The organism is Micromonospora sp. NPDC048170 (genome assembly GCF_040652795.1).
Taxonomy (GTDB): Bacteria; Actinomycetota; Actinomycetes; order Mycobacteriales; family Micromonosporaceae; genus Micromonospora.
This window is the reverse complement of sequence record NZ_JBEZMR010000017.1, coordinates 84,448-101,236: the sequence shown is the minus strand read 5'-3', so window position 1 is coordinate 101,236 and position 16,789 is coordinate 84,448. Positions and strand designations below refer to the sequence as shown.

16 protein-coding genes are annotated in these 16,789 nt (G+C 73.6%); 7 read left to right on the top strand and 9 right to left on the bottom strand.

Annotation, left to right across the window (positions count from 1 at the left end; genetic code table 11):
• Positions 1-12: 12 nt before the first annotated feature.
• The 4 genes from AB0D32_RS21160 to AB0D32_RS21145 form a co-directional block, all read right to left on the bottom strand.
• Positions 13-807, bottom strand: coding sequence for a hypothetical protein (locus tag AB0D32_RS21160; RefSeq protein WP_357092588.1), 795 nt, complete (start codon positions 805-807; stop codon positions 13-15).
• Positions 804-3,542 carry a DEAD/DEAH box helicase gene (locus tag AB0D32_RS21155; RefSeq protein WP_357092586.1) on the bottom strand — a complete coding sequence of 913 codons (2,739 nt, stop codon included), beginning with the start codon at positions 3,540-3,542 and terminating at the stop codon, positions 804-806. Before AB0D32_RS21155 ends, AB0D32_RS21160 begins: the two co-directional genes overlap by 4 nt.
• 77 nt (positions 3,543-3,619) lie before the next feature.
• Positions 3,620-4,438, bottom strand: a complete 819-nt coding sequence (locus AB0D32_RS21150; RefSeq protein ID WP_357092584.1) for an ABC transporter permease — start codon at positions 4,436-4,438, stop codon at positions 3,620-3,622.
• On the bottom strand, positions 4,435-5,418 hold the full coding sequence (locus AB0D32_RS21145; RefSeq protein ID WP_357092581.1) for an ATP-binding cassette domain-containing protein: 984 nt from the start codon (positions 5,416-5,418) through the stop codon (positions 4,435-4,437). Before AB0D32_RS21145 ends, AB0D32_RS21150 begins: the two co-directional genes overlap by 4 nt.
• A gap of 74 nt (positions 5,419-5,492) precedes the next feature.
• On the opposite strand from AB0D32_RS21145, the gene AB0D32_RS21140 reads away from it, so the two are divergent.
• Together AB0D32_RS21140 and def are read left to right on the top strand one after the other, a co-directional pair.
• The gene (locus tag AB0D32_RS21140; RefSeq protein ID WP_357092578.1) at positions 5,493-6,281 is read left to right on the top strand and encodes a TetR/AcrR family transcriptional regulator; all 789 of its coding nucleotides are present in this window, start codon (positions 5,493-5,495) and stop codon (positions 6,279-6,281) included.
• A gap of 10 nt (positions 6,282-6,291) precedes the next feature.
• On the top strand, positions 6,292-6,801 hold the full coding sequence (def, locus tag AB0D32_RS21135; protein ID WP_357092576.1) for a peptide deformylase: 510 nt from the start codon (positions 6,292-6,294) through the stop codon (positions 6,799-6,801).
• 100 nt (positions 6,802-6,901) lie between these two features.
• Here the strand turns inward: def and AB0D32_RS21130 are convergent, their stop codons facing one another.
• A complete protein-coding gene (locus tag AB0D32_RS21130) occupies positions 6,902-7,678 on the bottom strand; it encodes a GNAT family N-acetyltransferase (RefSeq protein WP_357092573.1) in 777 nt (258 codons plus the stop codon).
• Between the two features lie 66 nt (positions 7,679-7,744).
• Positions 7,745-8,113 carry a helix-turn-helix domain-containing protein gene (locus AB0D32_RS21125; RefSeq protein ID WP_357092570.1) on the bottom strand — a complete coding sequence of 123 codons (369 nt, stop codon included), beginning with the start codon at positions 8,111-8,113 and terminating at the stop codon, positions 7,745-7,747.
• Between the two features lie 101 nt (positions 8,114-8,214).
• Between AB0D32_RS21125 and AB0D32_RS21120 the strand changes: the two genes are divergently transcribed.
• Positions 8,215-8,826: a malonic semialdehyde reductase gene (locus tag AB0D32_RS21120; protein ID WP_357092567.1), complete on the top strand. Its 612-nt coding sequence runs from the start codon at positions 8,215-8,217 to the stop codon at positions 8,824-8,826.
• Between the two features lie 30 nt (positions 8,827-8,856).
• Here AB0D32_RS21120 and AB0D32_RS21115 read toward each other — a convergent pair whose 3' ends face one another.
• The gene (locus AB0D32_RS21115) at positions 8,857-9,636 is read right to left on the bottom strand and encodes a TSUP family transporter (RefSeq protein ID WP_357092564.1); all 780 of its coding nucleotides are present in this window, start codon (positions 9,634-9,636) and stop codon (positions 8,857-8,859) included.
• 202 nt (positions 9,637-9,838) lie between these two features.
• Here AB0D32_RS21115 and AB0D32_RS21110 point away from each other — a divergent pair, with 202 nt between their 5' ends.
• Positions 9,839-10,618 (top strand): endonuclease/exonuclease/phosphatase family protein, encoded by a 780-nt coding sequence (locus AB0D32_RS21110; protein WP_357092561.1) that lies wholly within the window; start codon positions 9,839-9,841, stop codon positions 10,616-10,618.
• A 93-nt stretch (positions 10,619-10,711) separates the two neighbouring features.
• Positions 10,712-12,292: an NAD(P)-binding domain-containing protein gene (locus AB0D32_RS21105; RefSeq protein ID WP_357092558.1), complete on the top strand. Its 1,581-nt coding sequence runs from the start codon at positions 10,712-10,714 to the stop codon at positions 12,290-12,292.
• Between the two features lie 34 nt (positions 12,293-12,326).
• Here AB0D32_RS21105 and AB0D32_RS21100 read toward each other — a convergent pair whose 3' ends face one another.
• Positions 12,327-13,472: a glutamate--cysteine ligase gene (locus tag AB0D32_RS21100; RefSeq protein WP_357092692.1), complete on the bottom strand. Its 1,146-nt coding sequence runs from the start codon at positions 13,470-13,472 to the stop codon at positions 12,327-12,329.
• Positions 13,473-13,747: 275 nt separating this feature from the next.
• Between AB0D32_RS21100 and AB0D32_RS21095 the strand changes: the two genes are divergently transcribed.
• Both AB0D32_RS21095 and AB0D32_RS21090 read left to right on the top strand, forming a co-directional pair.
• Positions 13,748-14,641 (top strand): bifunctional 5,10-methylenetetrahydrofolate dehydrogenase/5,10-methenyltetrahydrofolate cyclohydrolase, encoded by an 894-nt coding sequence (locus AB0D32_RS21095; RefSeq protein ID WP_357092555.1) that lies wholly within the window; start codon positions 13,748-13,750, stop codon positions 14,639-14,641.
• Between the two features lie 143 nt (positions 14,642-14,784).
• On the top strand, positions 14,785-15,654 hold the full coding sequence (locus tag AB0D32_RS21090) for an AraC family transcriptional regulator (protein WP_357092552.1): 870 nt from the start codon (positions 14,785-14,787) through the stop codon (positions 15,652-15,654).
• Positions 15,655-15,743: 89 nt separating this feature from the next.
• On the opposite strand, the gene AB0D32_RS21085 is transcribed toward AB0D32_RS21090, so the two are convergent.
• Positions 15,744-16,754, bottom strand: a complete 1,011-nt coding sequence (locus AB0D32_RS21085) for a tyrosine-type recombinase/integrase (protein ID WP_357092549.1) — start codon at positions 16,752-16,754, stop codon at positions 15,744-15,746.
• Between the last annotated feature and the right edge of the window lie 35 nt (positions 16,755-16,789).

Genomic DNA, 16,789 nt, shown 5'->3' with positions numbered 1-16,789 from the left:
CCGACTCGGCGTTCACTTCGTGGCATCCGTACGCCCGCCGTGCAGCAGCGCCGCCGCACGGCCGGCTGCCACGGCCACAGCCGCGCGCAGCGCGTCAACGTCCACGTCGGCCCCGGGCGGCAGCAGCGGCAGTGTGGGCCCGTCCGGCACCGGCTGCGGCGCGGGTGGCAGCGGCGGCACCACCCGGGCGTACGCCTCGGCGGCGGCCGTCCCCGTCCCCTCGGCCCGCCCGATGGCGGCGGCCGCCGGTGCGCCGTCGCCAGGTACGGCAACACCGTCGGGCACGAGTGTGCGCGCGTCGCGGCCCCGGATCAGCAGCAGCAGGGCCGGGTCGGCGTCCAGCAGCCAGGACACCTGGTGGCACAGTGCGGCGGCGTGCCGGCACGGGTGCTCCCACTGCGGGCAGTCGCACTCCGGGGCGACCTCGCCCAGCCCCGGCAGCAGCGGCACCCCGGCCACGTCGGCCAGGTCGCGGGGCAACTGCCCGGCCAGCAGTGCCGCCTGGTGCCCGGCGCGGGCGGCCACCTCGCCGGCCAGCCGGTCCCAGTCGCCCCCACCCAGCGGCGCGACACGCACCCGGGTGGCGTACGCCTGCTCGGTGTCGCCGTCGTGCACGGCCGCGGCGATTCGGCCGGGGCTGACGGTGATCGCGCCGACGTGCCCGCCGACAGCCAGCCGGCGCCCGGCGCGCAGCGGCCGGACGTCCAGGGCCTCGGCCTCCCACGCCCGGTTCCACGCGGTGCCCCACCAGGTGCGGGGCCGGCGGGCCCGTCCGGGTGGGAAGGCGGGAAAACCGCGCGGCGTCATCGGTCTCCTCCGAGGGCGACCAGGCGGGCCAGTTCGGTGTCGCTGAGCGCGGCCAGTGCCGCCGGCCCGACGTCGAGGACGGCTTCGGCGAGTTCCCGCTTGCCGGCGAGCAGCGCGGCGACGCGGTCCTCGACGGTGCCCTCGGCGATCAGCCGGTGCACCTGCACCGGCCGGGTCTGCCCGATGCGGTACGCCCGGTCGGTGGCCTGGTCCTCCACGGCCGGGTTCCACCACCTGTCGTAGTGCACGACGTGATCGGCGCGGGTGAGGTTCAGGCCGGTGCCGGCGGCGCGCAGGGACAGCAGGAACACCGGGGCCTCGCCGGCGTCGAAGCGGCGCACCAGGTCGTCGCGGGCGGCCACGGTCAGCCCGCCGTGCAGCAGCAGCGCGGCGACGCCACGGTCGGTCAGGTGCCGGTGCAGCAGCCGGGCCATCGCCACATACTGGGTGAAGACCAGCACCGCGCCGCCGGCGGGCAGGATCGCGTCGAGCAGTTCGTCGAGCAGGTCCAGCTTGCCGGAGCGGCCGGCCAGCCGCGGGGCGGCCTCCCGCAGGTACTGGGCGGGATGGTTGCAGATCTGTTTGAGCGCGGTGAGCAGCTTGACCACCAGCCCGTGCCGGGCGAACCCGTCGGCGCCGGCGATCGCCTCGAGCAGTTCGGTGACGCAGGCCTGGTAGAGGGCGGCCTGTTCGGCGGTGAGCGCGACCGGCTGGTCGGTTTCGGTCTTGGCGGGCAGCTCGGGGGCGATGCCGGGGTCGCTCTTGCGGCGGCGCAGCAGGAACGGCCCGACCAGCCGGGCCAGCTCCCGGCCCGCGTCGGGGTCGCGGTCGGTCTGCACCGGCTTCACCCAGCGGGCCCGGAACTCGGTCAGGGTGCCGAGCAGCCCGGGGGTGCTCCAGTCCAGGATCGCCCACAGGTCGGTGAGGTCGTTCTCCACGGGGGTGCCGGTGAGGGCGACGCGGGCGGCGGCGGGGATCGTGCGCAGCGCCGCCGCGGTCTCCGAGTGCGGGTTCTTGACGTGTTGGGCCTCGTCGGCGGCGAGCAGCGGCCACCGTCGGGCGGAGAGCCGGGCGGCGTCGCGGCGCAGGGTGGCCCAGGTGGTGAGCACGAACCCGCCGTCGAGCCCGTCGAGGGTGCGTTCGGGGCCGTGGAAGCGGCGTACGGGGGTGCCGGGGGCGAAGCGCCGGATCTCGCGCTCCCAGTTGCCGAGCAGCGACGCCGGGCACAGCACCAGGGTCGGGCCGGCGGTGGCGGGGTCGGCCTGACGGTGCAGGTGCAGGGCGATCAACGTGACGGTCTTGCCCAGCCCCATGTCGTCGGCGAGGCAGCCGCCGAGGCCGAGCGCGGTCAGCCCGGCCAGCCAGCGCAGCCCGTGGCGCTGGTAGTCGCGCAGCGTCGCGGCCAGCCCGCCCGGAACGGGAACCGGGGGCGCGGCCGCACCGTCGGTGAGCCGCCGGACGGCGTCGGCCAGCCAACCCTCGGCGCGCACCTCGACGCGTTCGCCGTCGACGTGCGTCACGCCGGTCAGCGCGGCGCGCAGGGCGGGCATCGCGGCCAGCGACCCGGCACGCGGCTCGCGGGCGCGGCGGGCCAACTCCGGTGGCACCAGCACCCACCGCTCGCGCAGCCGCACCACGGGCCGGTGCGCGTCGGCGAGCAGCGCCAACTCGGCGGGGGTGAGCGGGGTGCCGTGCAGGCTGAGCCGCCAGTGCAGCGCCAGGTCGCCCGGCTCGGCGAGCAGCCCGGGGCCGTCGGCGCGACGGACCGGGGCGCGCAGCACCGCCGAGGCGGTGAGGTCCCGGTCGAGTCCGGCCGGCCAGTGCACGTCGACACCCTCGGCGGCGAGCCGGGCCGCCGCGCCGGTGGCCAGGTCGACGACCTGCGCGGCGGTGGGCGTCAGCGCGTCGGGCACCGCCGCCTCCAGCAGCCCGGCCAGAGGCGGCCACACCCGTGCGGCGTGCCGCAGGGCCAGCAGCGCGGCGTCCCGGGACCCGGGCGGGAACCCGGGAACCGTGGCACGCCACAGCGTGCCGGTGTCGGTGAGCAGCCCCGGCGTGGTGCGGTGGTGCGCCTGCGCCACCAGCCGCCACGGTTCGTCGAGGGTGTCGCGGTACTCCAGGCGCAGCGACAGTCGTACGGCCGTGTCGGCGTCGGCGGCGACCCGGGCGGCCCAGTGGCGTAGCCGCCCGACCGGGGTGGGTGGCAGCGCCGACCAGGCCCCGCTGCCCGCGTCGTCGCGGGGCAGGGTGTCGGCGACCGCGTCGAGGAAGTCGCGCAGCAGCCGCACCGGGTCGGGCAGCCACGTCGGGGTGCGCCCGGGCACCGGCGTGGCGCGCGCGGCGGCGGGCATCGCGGCGGCGAGTCGCGCCTGCCGGGCCTCGTCGTCGGCGGTGAGCGGCCCGACCCGCCAGGTGTCGTGCCCGGCCGGGGTCACCGCGGGCAGCAGCAGGCCGCGGGCGGCCAGGTGCAGGGCCTCGCGGGCCGCCGCGGCCCAGAACGCCGCCGCCGGGTGAGCGGGCGGCCCGGCCAGCAGCAGTGGTACGCCGGTGGCCACGGCCACCCGCCGTACGGGCACCGGCGTCGGGCGGCCGTGCGGCGGCGTCGCGAGGGTGACCTCCACGGGCTCGCCGGGCACGTCGGGCGGGGCGTCGCCGTCGGGCGACCAGACGAGCAGCGCCCCGGTGCGGGGCGGGTCGGCGGGGGCGAACGTGACGGCGTGGGAGCCGATCGTCACGGCTGTCCTTCCGGGAGCGGGGTCGGCGGTCGGGTCCTCGGGACCGGCCCCGCCGCGACGCCGACGGGGCCCGGGTCTCACCGGCCGAGCCTGCGGTACCGGTGTACCGCCAGGGGCAGGAACACGGCGATCAGCAGCAACGGCCAGGCCACGGCGAGCACGACGGCGTGCTGCGCGGCGAACGACTCGCCACCCCAGCCGGGGTTGCCGAACAGCTGCCGGCAGGCCCCGACGGTAGCCGACAGGGGGTTCCACTCGGCGATCGCGGCGAGCCAGCCGGGCATGGTGTCGGGGGAGACGAACGCGTTGGAGGTGAACCCGAGCGGCCAGACGAGGATCTGCAGCACCACCACAGACTCGGGTCTGCGCAGCACCAGCGCCAGGTGGATGCCGACCCAGATCAGCGCGAGGCGCAGCAGCAGGAGCAGCCCGATCGCGGCCAGCGCCGCCGACGCCCCGGCCCGCCACTGCCAGCCGACGGCGACGCCGCAGGCGAGCATGACGGCCAGGCCGGCGGCGCAGTGCAACAGGTCCGCGGCGGCCCGGCCGGTGAGAACCGCCGAGGGCGTCATCGGCAGGGACCGGAACCTGTCGGTGACGCCGCGCGCGGTGTCGGTGGCCACGGCCGCGTACGTCGACTCGATGCCGAAGACCACCGTCATGGCGAACATGCCGGGCAGCAGGAACTCCCGGTAGTCGCCGCCGCCGGGCACGGTCATCGCACCGCCGAACAGGTAGCCGAACATGAGCACCATCAGCACCGGGAAGAGCAGCCCGATGACGAACTGCGCGGGCTGCCGGGCCCAGTGCGCCAGGGCCCGGCCGGTGAGGGTGACGCCGTCGGCGGCGGCCCAGCGCAGGCGCTGCGGCCGTGGCTGGGCGGTTGTCGCGCTCATGCGGTCACCTTCTTCCCGGTGGGGCGGGCGGCGGGGGAGTCGTGGCCGGTGAGCCGCAGGAACACCTCGTCGAGGGTGGGGCGGCGTACCGCGACGTCGGCGGCGCTCAGGCCGGCGTCGTCCAGCGCCCGCAGCACGGCGGCCAGCGCGGCGACCCGCCCGGTGACGGGAACGCTGAGGCGCAGGCCAGCCTCGTCGACGAGCGGGGTCGCGGCGACGGCGGCGCCGACGACGCGTACGGCCCGGTCCAGGTCGGCGGCGCGGGCCAGCTCGACGTCGACGCGGTCGCCGCCGAGCGCGGTCTTCAGCTGCTCCGGGGTGCCGTCGGCGATCACCCGACCGGCGTCGACGACCCGGATGCTGTGGGCGAGCTGGTCGGCCTCCTCCAGGTACTGCGTGGTCAGCAGCACGGTGGTGCCGTCGGTGACGAGCCGCCGTACCGCGTCCCACACCTGCGCGCGGGCGCGCGGGTCGAGGCCGGTGGTGGGCTCGTCGAGGAAGAGCACCGGCGGGTCGAGGATCAGGCTCGCCGCGAGGTCGAGTCGGCGGCGCATCCCGCCGGAGTACGTGCCGACCGGCCGGTCGGCGGCGTCGGTCAGGTCGAAGCGGGCGAGCAGCTCGGCGGCCCGGGCGCGGGCCCGCGTGCCGCCGAGGTGGTGCAGCCGGCCGAACAGGACCAGGTTCTGCCGGCCGCTGAGCACCTCGTCCAGCGCGGCGTGCTGGCCGACCAGGCCGATGCGGGCGCGGACCCGCTCGGGGTGGCGCAGGACGTCGGCTCCGGCGACCCGCGCCGCGCCGGCGTCGGGCCGCAGCAGGGTGGTCAGCACCCGCACGGCCGTGGTCTTGCCCGCCCCGTTCGGGCCGAGCAGACCGCAGACGGTGCCGGCGGGCACCGTCAGGTCCAGCCCGGAGAGGGCCTCGGTGTCGCCGTAGCGCTTGCGTAGCCCCTCGGCCTCGATGGCCGGTCCGTCGTCGTGCATCCGTGCCCCCGCCCACTCGCGTTTCGTACGCCGTACCGTACAGCATACGGTACGGCGCACGATAGAGTGCCGGGATGACGACCGAGTACAGCGGCACCGGCGACCCCGCGCGCAGCCTCGCCCTGCTCTGGCGCACCCGCGAACGCACCAGCCGCAAGGGCCGGCCCGACCTGTCCGTGGACGGCATCGTGCGCGCCGCCATCGAGGTGGCCGACGCCGAGGGCCTCGCCGCCCTGTCCATGCGCCGGGTCGCCGAGCGCCTCGGCGTCGGCACCATGTCCCTCTACACCTACGTCCCCGGCAAGGGCGAACTGCTCGACGTCATGCTCGACACCGTCTACGGCGAGACCGCCCGCCCCGACGACGTGCCCGGCGGCTGGCGCGGCCGGCTCACCCACATCGCCCGCGAAAGCTGGGCGCTCTACCTGCGCCACCCCTGGCTGTTGCAGGTCGCCACCACCCGCCCCCCGCTGGGCCCCCACGTCATCGCCCGCTACGAGTACGAACTGCGCGCCGTCGACGGCATCGGCCTGACCGACCTGGAGATGGACGCCGTCCTCACCCTCGTCTCCGGGTACGTGCACGGCGCCGTACGCAGCGCGGTGGAGGCCGCCCAGGCCGCCGCGCACACCGGCATGACCGAGCAGCAGTGGTGGCAGGCCCACGCCCCCTACCTGGAGAGGGCCCTCGACCCGCGTCGCTACCCCCTCGCGGCCCGCGTCGGCACCGCCGCCGGCCAGGAGTACCAGGCCGCCGCCGACCCGCACGGCGCGTTCGAGTTCGGCCTGACCCGCATCCTCGACGGCATCGAGGTGCTCGTCGCCGGCCGCCCGGATGCCGCCGCCGCGACCGGCGACCGATAACCTTGCCGGCATGACCATGCGTCCCATCAGGATCATCGGTGACCCCGTGCTGCGCACCCCCAGCGAGCCCGTCACCAGTTTCGACGCCGAACTGCGAGCCCTGGTCACCGACCTGATGGACACCCTGCTCGGCGCACCCGGGCGCGCCGGTGTCGCCGCCCCCCAGATCGGCGTCAACGCCCAGGTGTTCGTCTACGACGCCGACGGGCACCGCGGCCACCTGGTCAACCCGACGCTCGAGGTGTCGGAGGAGCTCCAGGACGACGATGAGGGCTGCCTGTCCATCCCCGGCCTCTACTTCCCGACCCCGCGCGCCCTGCACGCCACCGCCCACGGCTTCGACCAGCACGGCGAGCCGCTCACCATCTCGGGCAGCGGATTCCTCGCCCGGGCCCTGCAACACGAGACCGACCACCTCGCCGGCCGCCTCTACGTCGACACCCTGCGCGGGGACACCCGCCGCCGGGCGCTGCGGGAGATCCGTGCCGGCCGCTTCGACTCGCCCAGCCGCCACAGCTGAGGCACCCGAGCCGCCGGACGTCGACGGCCGTGTGACGGCACACGCCCAGGTGTGCCGTCACACGGCCGTCGGAGTTCGTCACCGGCACGGAAGCCGACGGTCACCGCGGGTGGGCGCTCAGCGCGTACTCGCCGTAGTCGGCCACCCGGGTGAAGCCCAGCCGCCCGTAGAGCCGCAACGCCGCCGCGTTGTCCGCCTTCACGTTGAGCGTGACGTGCGTGACGTGCGCCCGCAGCCGCCGGCACAGCGTGGCCACCACCGCGCCGGCCAGCCCCTGCCCGCGCAGCCGGGGATGGGTGGTGACGTTGCCCAGCGCCGCCACCCGGTACGCCGGCGAGAACACGTGCACCCCGGCGACCGCCACCAGCTCGCCGCCGTCGCGGACCCCCACGTACTGGCCGGTGTCCAGCATTCGGGGATCGAACCAGTTGCCCGGGTAGGCGACGTCGTACAGCCGGCGCAGCGCCGGCAGGTCGCCCGCGTCCAGCACCGTCCCGGCGGGCGTCACCGTGGCCAGTCGCGCCGGGTCGGTCAGCGCCATCCTGTGGTGCGGGCCGGCCGCGTCCAGCCGGAACGCCCCCGCCAGGGCCGACTCCAGACCGGGGGACAGGTGCGCCCACAGGCGCACCGGCAGCACCGGCGCCAGCTCCCGCAGCAGCGCCGCCAGCCGGCCCACCCGCGGCGGGGGCGCGAACGCCAGCAGGGTGGGCGGGTCGGCGCCGTGGTACAGCAACGCCACCTCCTCGTCGCGACGGAACCAGGAGGTGTACGGCCAGAAGAAGTCGTCCAGGTCACCCAACTGGTACGCGTGCAGCACCGGGTCCCGCCCGAGCAGCGCGGCGAGGACGGCCCGGTCGTGTTCGGCGCGTACCGGCATCCGCCGATGATCACACACCGAACCGGCCCGCACCCGCCTCGGCGGCGGTCTTGCCTGGTGTGGCCCTCAGCAGCCCTGCGGCGGGACGGCGTTCGGCTCGGCGGGCAGGTGCTCGTGCGCCCACCGGCCCAGCGCGTCGAGGACCGGCAGTAGTGTGGCGCCCGGCCCGGTGAGCTCGTAGCGCACTCCCACCGGGGGGCCCTGCCGGACCGTCCGGCTGACCAGCCCGAGCCGGACGAGCTCGCCCAGCCGGTCGGAGAGCACCGACTCGCTGATCCCGGGCAGGGCACGGGTCAGTTCGGCGAACCCGGCCGGCCCATCGGCGAGGGTGCTCAGCAGCATGCCGTTCCACCGCTTGCCGAGGAACGCGAAGGCCCGGGCGACGCCACCGTCACACGTACGGGGCGTGGCACCCACCTCCGGCCTGACCGTCATGTCTTCCAGAATACGACGACCACCCCCCAAGGTTGGGGCTACTAAAAAGCTAGCTGCTACCGTGGCCGAAGTAGTTCAGTCGATTCCATGGAGATGCCCCGATGACCGACGTCCACTCGCCCCTGATCAACCTCGACCCCGAGGCCCAGGCGCTGCTGTTCACCGACGCCCGCACCGCCAACACCTTCACCGACGAACCGGTCACCGACGAACAGCTCCAGGCGATCTACGAACTCGCCAAGTTCCCGCCCACCGCCGCCAACATCCAGCCGCTGCGCGTCCTCTACGTCCGCCCCGGCGAGGCCCGCACCCGCCTGACCGCCCACATGAACGAAGGCAACCGGGCCAAGACCGGCAGCGCCCCCATGGTCGCCGTGCTCGCCGCCGACACCGACTTCCACGAGTTCATCCCGCGGGTGTTCCCCATCCGGCCCCAGATGCGCGACGACCTCGCCGGCAACCCCGAGGCACGCGACCACATGGCCCGCTTCAACGCCACCCTGCAGATCGGCTACTTCCTGCTCGCCGTCCGCGCCGCCGGCCTGGCCGCCGGCCCCATGGCCGGCTTCGACGCCGCCGGCATCGACCGCGAATTCTTCGCCGACAGCACCTGGAAGACCCTGCTCGTGGTCAACATCGGCCGCCCCGGCGAGAACGCCTGGTTCCCGCGCCTGCCCCGCCTCGACTACACCGACGTCGTCCGGCACGCCTGACCACCCGGCCGACCAGTGGGTGGCGGCCCGTCAGGCCGCCACCCACTGGTCGAAGCCCAACTTGCCGACCAACGCCACCACCACCACCAACAGCACGACCCGCACGAAACCGGAGCCACGCCGCAACGCCATCCGCGCCCCCAACGCGGCCCCCGCGATGTTGCACACCGCCATCGCCGCCCCCAACAGCCACCACACGTGCCCGGTCGCCGCGAACACCGCCAACGCCCCCAGATTCGTGCCCACGTTCACGACCTTCGCCATCGCCGAACCGTGCACGAAGTCCGCGCCCACCAACGCCGTGAACGCCACCACCAGGAACGTCCCCGTACCCGGCCCCACCAACCCGTCGTACAACGCGATACCCACCCCGGCCACCGCCACCGCCACACCCACCCGCACCCGCGTACGGCGATGCGGCAACGCCACCACCCCCAACCGCGGACGCAACACCACGAACGCCGCCACCGACACCAGCACCACCAGCACCACCGGCCGGTACGCCGACGCCGGCACCGCACCCGCCAACGCCGCACCCACCCCGGCACAGCACATCGCCAACACCGCCGACGGCCCCGCCACCGCCCAGTCGATCTTCGTACGCCGCGCGTACGTCACCGCCGCCGTCGTCGTACCCGCGATCGCCGTCAACTTGTTCGTGGCCAACGCCGACGCCACCGGCATCCCCGGCACCGCCACCATCAACACCGGCAACAGCAACAGCCCACCACCACCCACCACCGCATCGATCCAACCGGCCATCGCGGCCACGGCGAGCAGGGTGCCCAGCGACAAGGGATCCACATCCACGGGCCGCCATTCTTCCCACCAGCACCCACCCCACGACGCCACCTGTGTCCAGCCTCACCTGCCCCGACCACGCCAAAGGCTCACCGACCCCGAACCCGACGCAGCCACACCCCCACCGCCCCCAACGCCACGAACAACAGCACCGAGCAGAACAACACCTTCAACACCGGGCAACCCTCCCACCGCCACGTAGGGTGCAAACGTGCGCCTGGCCACCTTCAACCTGCTGCACGGCCGGTCCCTCGCCGACGGCAACGTCGACCCCGACCGGCTCACCGCCGCCGTCACCACACTCGACGCCGACATCCTCGCCCTCCAGGAAGTCGACCGCGACCAGAGCCGCAGCGGCAAACTCGACCTCACCGCCATCGCCGCCCGCGCCCTCGACGCCCGCGAACACCGCTTCGCCGCCGCCGTCGTCGGCACCCCCGGCGAACAGTTCCGCCCCCTGACCCACGACGACGACGGACACGGCAAACCCTGCTACGGCGTCGGCCTCGTCACCCGCCACCACGTACACACCTGGCAGGTCACCCGACTACGCCCCGCCCCCGTACGCTCACCCGTCTACGTCCCCGGCCCCGGCGGCGGACTCGTCCTCCTGCGCGACGAACCCCGCGTCGTCCTCGCCGCCGTCCTCGACACCCCCCACGGCCGACTCACCGTCGCCGCCACCCACCTGTCCTTCGTCCCCGGCTGGAACGCCCACCAACTCCGCCAGACCGTCCGCGCCCTACGCACCCTGCCCGCCCCGCGCATCCTCCTCAGCGACCTCAACCTGCCCGCCGGCCCCGCCCGACTCCTCACCGGCTGGCGCCCCCTCGGCCGCCGCCCCACCTACCCGGCCGGGCAGCCCCGCGTCCAACTCGACCACATCCTCGCCGACCGCCATGGCCTCGACCAACTGCCACCCGTCACCGCCGTACACACCCCCCTGTCCACCATCTCCGACCACCGCCCCCTCCTGGTCGACCTCGGCTGACCCGCGGGGGAGAGAACACCACCACCGGCAGTCGCGTGACGGTCACCGCACCCAGCGTTGACACCACCTGCGGCATCGGCGAAGGTCTCTGGCGTGACGGCACCCACACCAGGCCCGACGAGCCACCACGACCCCACCACCGAACAGCACCGATACGTGATCATCGGAGCCGGACCAGCCGGACTCCAACTCAGCTACTACCTCCAACAGGCCGGCTGCGACTACATCACCCTCGAACGCGCCACCGCGCCCGCCGAGTTCTTCCGCCACTTCCCCCGGCACCGCCGACTCATCTCCCTCAACAAGGTCCACACCACCAGCACCGACCCCGAGATCCGGCTGCGCTGGGACTGGAACTCCCTGCTGCACGAACCCGCCGACCTCCCCTTCGCCAAATACAGCAGCGAATACTTCCCCCACGCCGACGACATGGTCCGCTACCTCACCGACTTCCAGCGCCACCACCAACTCGCCATCCGCTTCGACACGCCCGTCGAACGCATCGAACGACTCGACGACGACTTCCTCGTACACACCCCCGAGCACACCCTGCGCTGCCGCAGCGTCATCGTCGCCACCGGCTGGGGCCGACCCAACATCCCCGCCATCCCCGGCATCGAACACACCACCGGCTACGAGAACATGCACACCGACCCCGCCGCCTACACCGGCCAACGCGTCCTCATCCTCGGCAAGGGCAACTCCGCATTCGAAACCGCCTCGGCGATCCTCGGCCACGCCGCCATGATCCACCTCGCCAGCCCCCGACCACTGCGCCTCGCCTGGAACACCAAACACCCCGGAGACGTCCGCGGCCACCACGGCGCCGTCCTCGACAGCTACCAGTTCAAGACCCTGCACTCCGTCCTCGACTGCGTCATCGACGAGATCCGCCCCCTCGACAACCGCTACCAGGTACACCTCACCTACACCCACGCCGACGGCGAAACCGCCGTCATGGAATACGAATCCGTCCTGCGCTGCACCGGCTTCGCCATGGACACCACCCCGTTCGACCCCACCTGCCGACCCGACATGGTCCCCAGCGGCCGGCTACCCGCCACCACCGGCGACTGGCAGTCCACCAACATCGACGGCCTCTACTTCGCCGGTACCCTCGCCCAGGACCGCGACTTCAAGAAGGCCTCCTCCGCCTTCATCGACGGCTTCCGGTACAACCTGCGCACCCTCACCGCCCTGCTCCTCGAACGCTACGAGGGCATCCCACTGCCACACGCCCTCGTCCACCCCGACCCCGACACCGTCACCACCCTCGTCCTCGACCGGGTCAACTGGAGCTCCGCACTGTGGACCCAGTTCGAATTCCTCTGCGACGCCCTCGTCGTCGACCCCGACGGACACCTACGCCACTACACCGACCTGCCCGAGGACCACGTCCGGACCCGCTTCCACGACCACCCGCACTACTACACCGTCAGCCTCCGCTGGGGCCGCGACGACTACGGCGACGTGTTCGCCATCGAACGCCACCCCCAACCCGACCGGGCCGCGGAAAGCGCCTTCGTCCACCCCGTCATCCGCCGCTACCACGGCGACACCCTCGTCGACGAACTACACCTGCTCGAAGACCTGCTCGCCGAATGGCGCCGCCCCGACCGCCACGTCACACCCCTGCGCGAATACTTCGCCCGGGAACTGCACCGCGACCGCTGACCCCGACCGGGCGAGCCGGAGACCACCGGCACACCTACACGGGCTGCCGCGCGTCCACCGCCGTCTGCGCGACCAGAAAATCCACCACATCCGTCAGCCGCCCCCGACGACCCGCCGCCCCCCGCTGCCGCACCGCACCGCTACCCACCGCCAACAACCGCCCCGAGAACTCCCGCACCAAATCCTCGTCCCCACCCGCCCGCAACACCGGCGCCAACCACGCCACCACCTCACCCAACACCTCCCGGGCCGGGCGCAACCGACCCGAACCGACCTCCAGCAACGCACCCTCCAGACCGTCACGCGCCGCCCGCCAGTACGCCGCCCGCAACCACTCCCCGGCAAGCTCCGGACCGTGATCACCCCGATCCACCGCCTCCAACGCCCGCACCACCAACCCCCGCACCAACGCCGCCACCAACCCCGACTCCCACGCCGACACCGGCACGTCCGCCACCCGCACCTCCAACGTCGGATGCGCCACCGACGGCCGAATGTCCCAGAACAACGTCCCCGGATCCACGATCGCCCCCGCCGCCGACAACATCTCCACCACCCGCTCGTAGTGCGCCACCGACGTGAACCGCGGCGGCGGCCCCGCCACCGGCCACCGCGGCCAGACCATCGACCGCCAACTCGCGTAACCGGAATCCCGCCCCTCCCAGTACGGCGAATTCGCCGTCACCGCCATCAACAACGGCAGATACGCCCGCAGATGGTTGCTGACCAGCAACGCACGCTCCCGATCCGGCAACTCCACGTGCACGTGCAACGCACAGATCGCCAACTCGTCGTGCAACCCCCGAAACGTCGCCGTACCCCGCTCCTGCCGAGGCCCCTGCGTGACCGGCGGCGCCATCGCTCCCGGCAACACCGACGTACCGGTCGCGACGACCCGCAACCCGTCGACCGCCGCACACTCCGCCACCACCCGCCGCGCCTGCACCAACTGCTCCACCAACTCCCGCACCGACGACGTCGGATCCGTCTTCGTCTCCACATGCAGCGTCGTGATCTCACCCGACACCCGCGACCCCAACCGCGCCGCCGCCCGACCCACCACCGCCCCCGCACCCGGCACCACACACCGACTCACCGGATCAACCAGCAGGAACTCCTCCTCCACCCCCAACCGCGGACCCGACGCCACACCGTCCCCGCCGACCTGCACCGGCACCATGGCCTCCACTCACGACACCCGACGGCCGCGCCGACACGACCCGGCCGACAGGGTAGCCCGAACCAGTGACGAACGGGACACCCACAGTCAACCCACCGACATGCGACCCCACCCCGACCCCGGCCCACCGACATCCACACCAGGGCACACCCGACCCGAACCGCTGTGGCAAGCTGGCACCAGACGCGACTGGCGGCCAGAGGATGGGCACCAAACCATCGGGGAGCTCCACGCGCGGAGGTCGACCGCCTGGGCCCCGCCGGCTGAGGAGCACCATGCCCACCGCCCGACTCCTGCCCGGCACCCCCGTCGCCGAACGCATCCTCACCGACGTCGCCGCCGGCGTCACCGCACTGCGCGCCACCGGCACCACCCCCGGCCTCGCCACCATCCTCGTCGGCGACGACGACGCCAGCGCCGGCTACATCCGCATCAAACAACGCCAGGCCACCGAACTCGGCTTCACCTCACCCCACGTGCACCTGCCCGCCACCGCCACCCAGGCAGACCTGCACCACGCCATCGCCGACTTCAACACCGCACCCGACGTGCACGGCCTACTCATCCAGCACCCCATCCCCGCACACCTCGACTACGACCGGGCCCTGCAAACCATGGACCCCGACCTCGACGTCGACGGCATGCACCCCCTCAACATGGGACGCCTCGCCCTCGGCCTACCCGGCCCCCTGCCCTGCACACCCGCCGGCATCGAAGCCCTGCTCGCCTTCCACGACATCCCCGTCGCCGGCCGCGACGTCGTCATCCTCGGCCGCGGTGCCACCCTCGGCCGCCCCCTGGCCCTGCTGCTCACCCAGAAACGCCCCACCGCCAACGCCGCCGTCACCGTCGTGCACACCGGCGTACCCGACTGGGCCACCCACACCCGCCGCGCCGACATCCTCATCGCCGCCGCCGGCGTCCCCGGCATCATCCGACCCGAACACGTCCGCCCCGGCGCCACCGTCATCGGCGGAGGCGTCCGCTACGCAGGCCGGCGCCTCCTGCCCGACGTCGACGAAAGCTGCGCCGACGTCGCCGGCGCCATCACCCCCCGCGTCGGCGGCGTCGGCCCCACCACCGTCGCCATGCTCTTCCGCAACGCCCTCGACGCCGCCCACCGCGCCACCGACGACCAAACCCCCGCCGAACAGCGCAACGCGCAGTAACCCCGTGGCCCGCCACCCGTGGTGCAGCGAGTCGGGTCGATCGCCGCACCACGGGTGGCGGGCCATCGGATGATCGGATCGGGCCGCAGCGATCGGGCACACCCAGGGTGCCTTCCGCCAGGATCGACGTCGAAGGAGGCCCCGTGATCTCAGCACTCAACCGGCTCGTCGACCTTGTCGAGAAGCACCTCACCGCGGAACTCGACGTCGCCGGACTCGCCGCCACGGTCGGCACGACCGAATACCACCTGCGCCGGATGTTCTCGTCGCTGGCCGGCCTGCCACTGTCCGAGTACGTGCGCCGGCGCCGCATGACCGTCGCCGCCGCCGACGTCGTCCGAGGCGAGGACGACCTGCTGAGCATCGCCGTCCGGCACGGATACGGCTCCACCGAGGCGTTCGGTCGCGCGTTCCGAGCGGTCCACGGCGCCAACCCCGGCGACGTCCGCCGCGACGGAGGCCCCCTTCGCACACAACCGCAGCTCAGGTTCCGCCTGACCGTCGAAGGGAGCATCCCCATGCACACCCGCATCGTCGAGCGCCCCGCGTTCCGGCTCGTCGGACACGCAGCCCGGGTGCCGCTCATCCACCAGGGCATCAACCCGCACATCCAGCAGCACATCACCGCACTACCGCAGGAGGAGCACCTGCGCCTGAAGGCCCTCGGCGACACCGAGCCGGAGGGCCTGCTGCAAGTCTGCGACGACGTCGACCCCGACGGCGCCGAAGGCACCGAACTGACGTACCTGCACGGCGTCGCCGTTTCCCAGGACACGTCGGCCCCCGACGACCTCGACGCCATCGAGGTCCCGGCCGGCACGTGGGCGGTCTTCCGCACCACCGGACCCCATCCGCAGGCCCTACAGGACACCTGGGCCGCGACCGCGACCGAGTGGTTCCCGTCCACCCCGTGGCGGCTGCGACCAGGACCCTCGCTCGTCGCGATCCTCGAGCGCGCGGACGACTTCAGCACCGCGACCTGCGAGCTGTGGCTACCCGTCGAACCGACGTGACGGATCCCGCATAGATCCGGACAGCGCCGACGACCCGGCCCGGCCGCCCTCTCCGTCACCAGACTGGGCGCCGGGCCGGCCACCGAACCTCACGACCGTGCGTCCGGCGGCATCGGCGCCAACGCCGCCAAAGCCCGATTGGTACGGTTGGAACGCACCGCCTCGCGCTGCTGCCCGGCCGTCACCTCGATGTACGTCTGCGACGACGCCAACGACGCGTGACCCAGCAACCGCATGATCTCCGCCGCACTCGCCCCGTCCTCCGCCAACCGGGTCGCGAAGGTGTGCCGCAGCGCGTGCAACCGCGCCCCGCGCGGCACCCGGTCGGTGATGCCCGCCCGGCGGTAGCAGGACTCCACCAGATACTGCAGCCCACCCCGGCGCAGCGGCTCACCCCGACGGTCCACGAGCAGCGGTGCGTCCGGCCGCACGGTCCGCGACCCGAACCGGTGGCGCCGGCTGTCCAGGTAACCCACCAGCACCCGGTCCAACTCCGGCTCGATCGGCACCACCCGGGGCCGGCCGCCCTTGCCGGCGACCTCGACGCGGCGCTCGCCCGGGCGCCCCGTCAGTGAGCCCACCCGCAGCGCCAACAACTCCGACAGCCGCAGGCCCGCGCAGAGCGCCAACGCCAGCACGGCCAGGTCGCGCTCCGGCCACGGGTCGCGCTGCCGGCCCTCCTGCCGGGCCACCGAGGCGAGCAACCGCTCGGGGGTGTCCGTGCCGCGCAGCGGCTTGGGCTGGGGGAGAGGGGCCCGGGGGCGACCGACGGCCGGCATCGGGTTGCCGGCGACCACCCCGTCGGCGACCAGGAAGGAGAAGAAACTGTTCCAGGTGGACCAGGCCCGGTGCACCGAGGCGGCCGCGCGGGGCGCGGCGAACCGGGCGAACGCCGCACGCATGACGCGGGCGGTGAGGGCGGCGACGGGCAGCGCGTCGAGGGGGAGGGGAGGGGCGACTTCGTCGGCAGCCAGCACGGCGACCGTACACAGGTCCCGCCGGTACGCCTCCAGCGTGTGGGGGGAGGGCTTGCGGGTGGTGCGGGCGATCAGGAACTCTTCGATCAACTGCTGCACCGATTCGTCCTGTTTGTCATGCATAAGGAATATTATGCATGATTTTCGGGTTGGCCGGC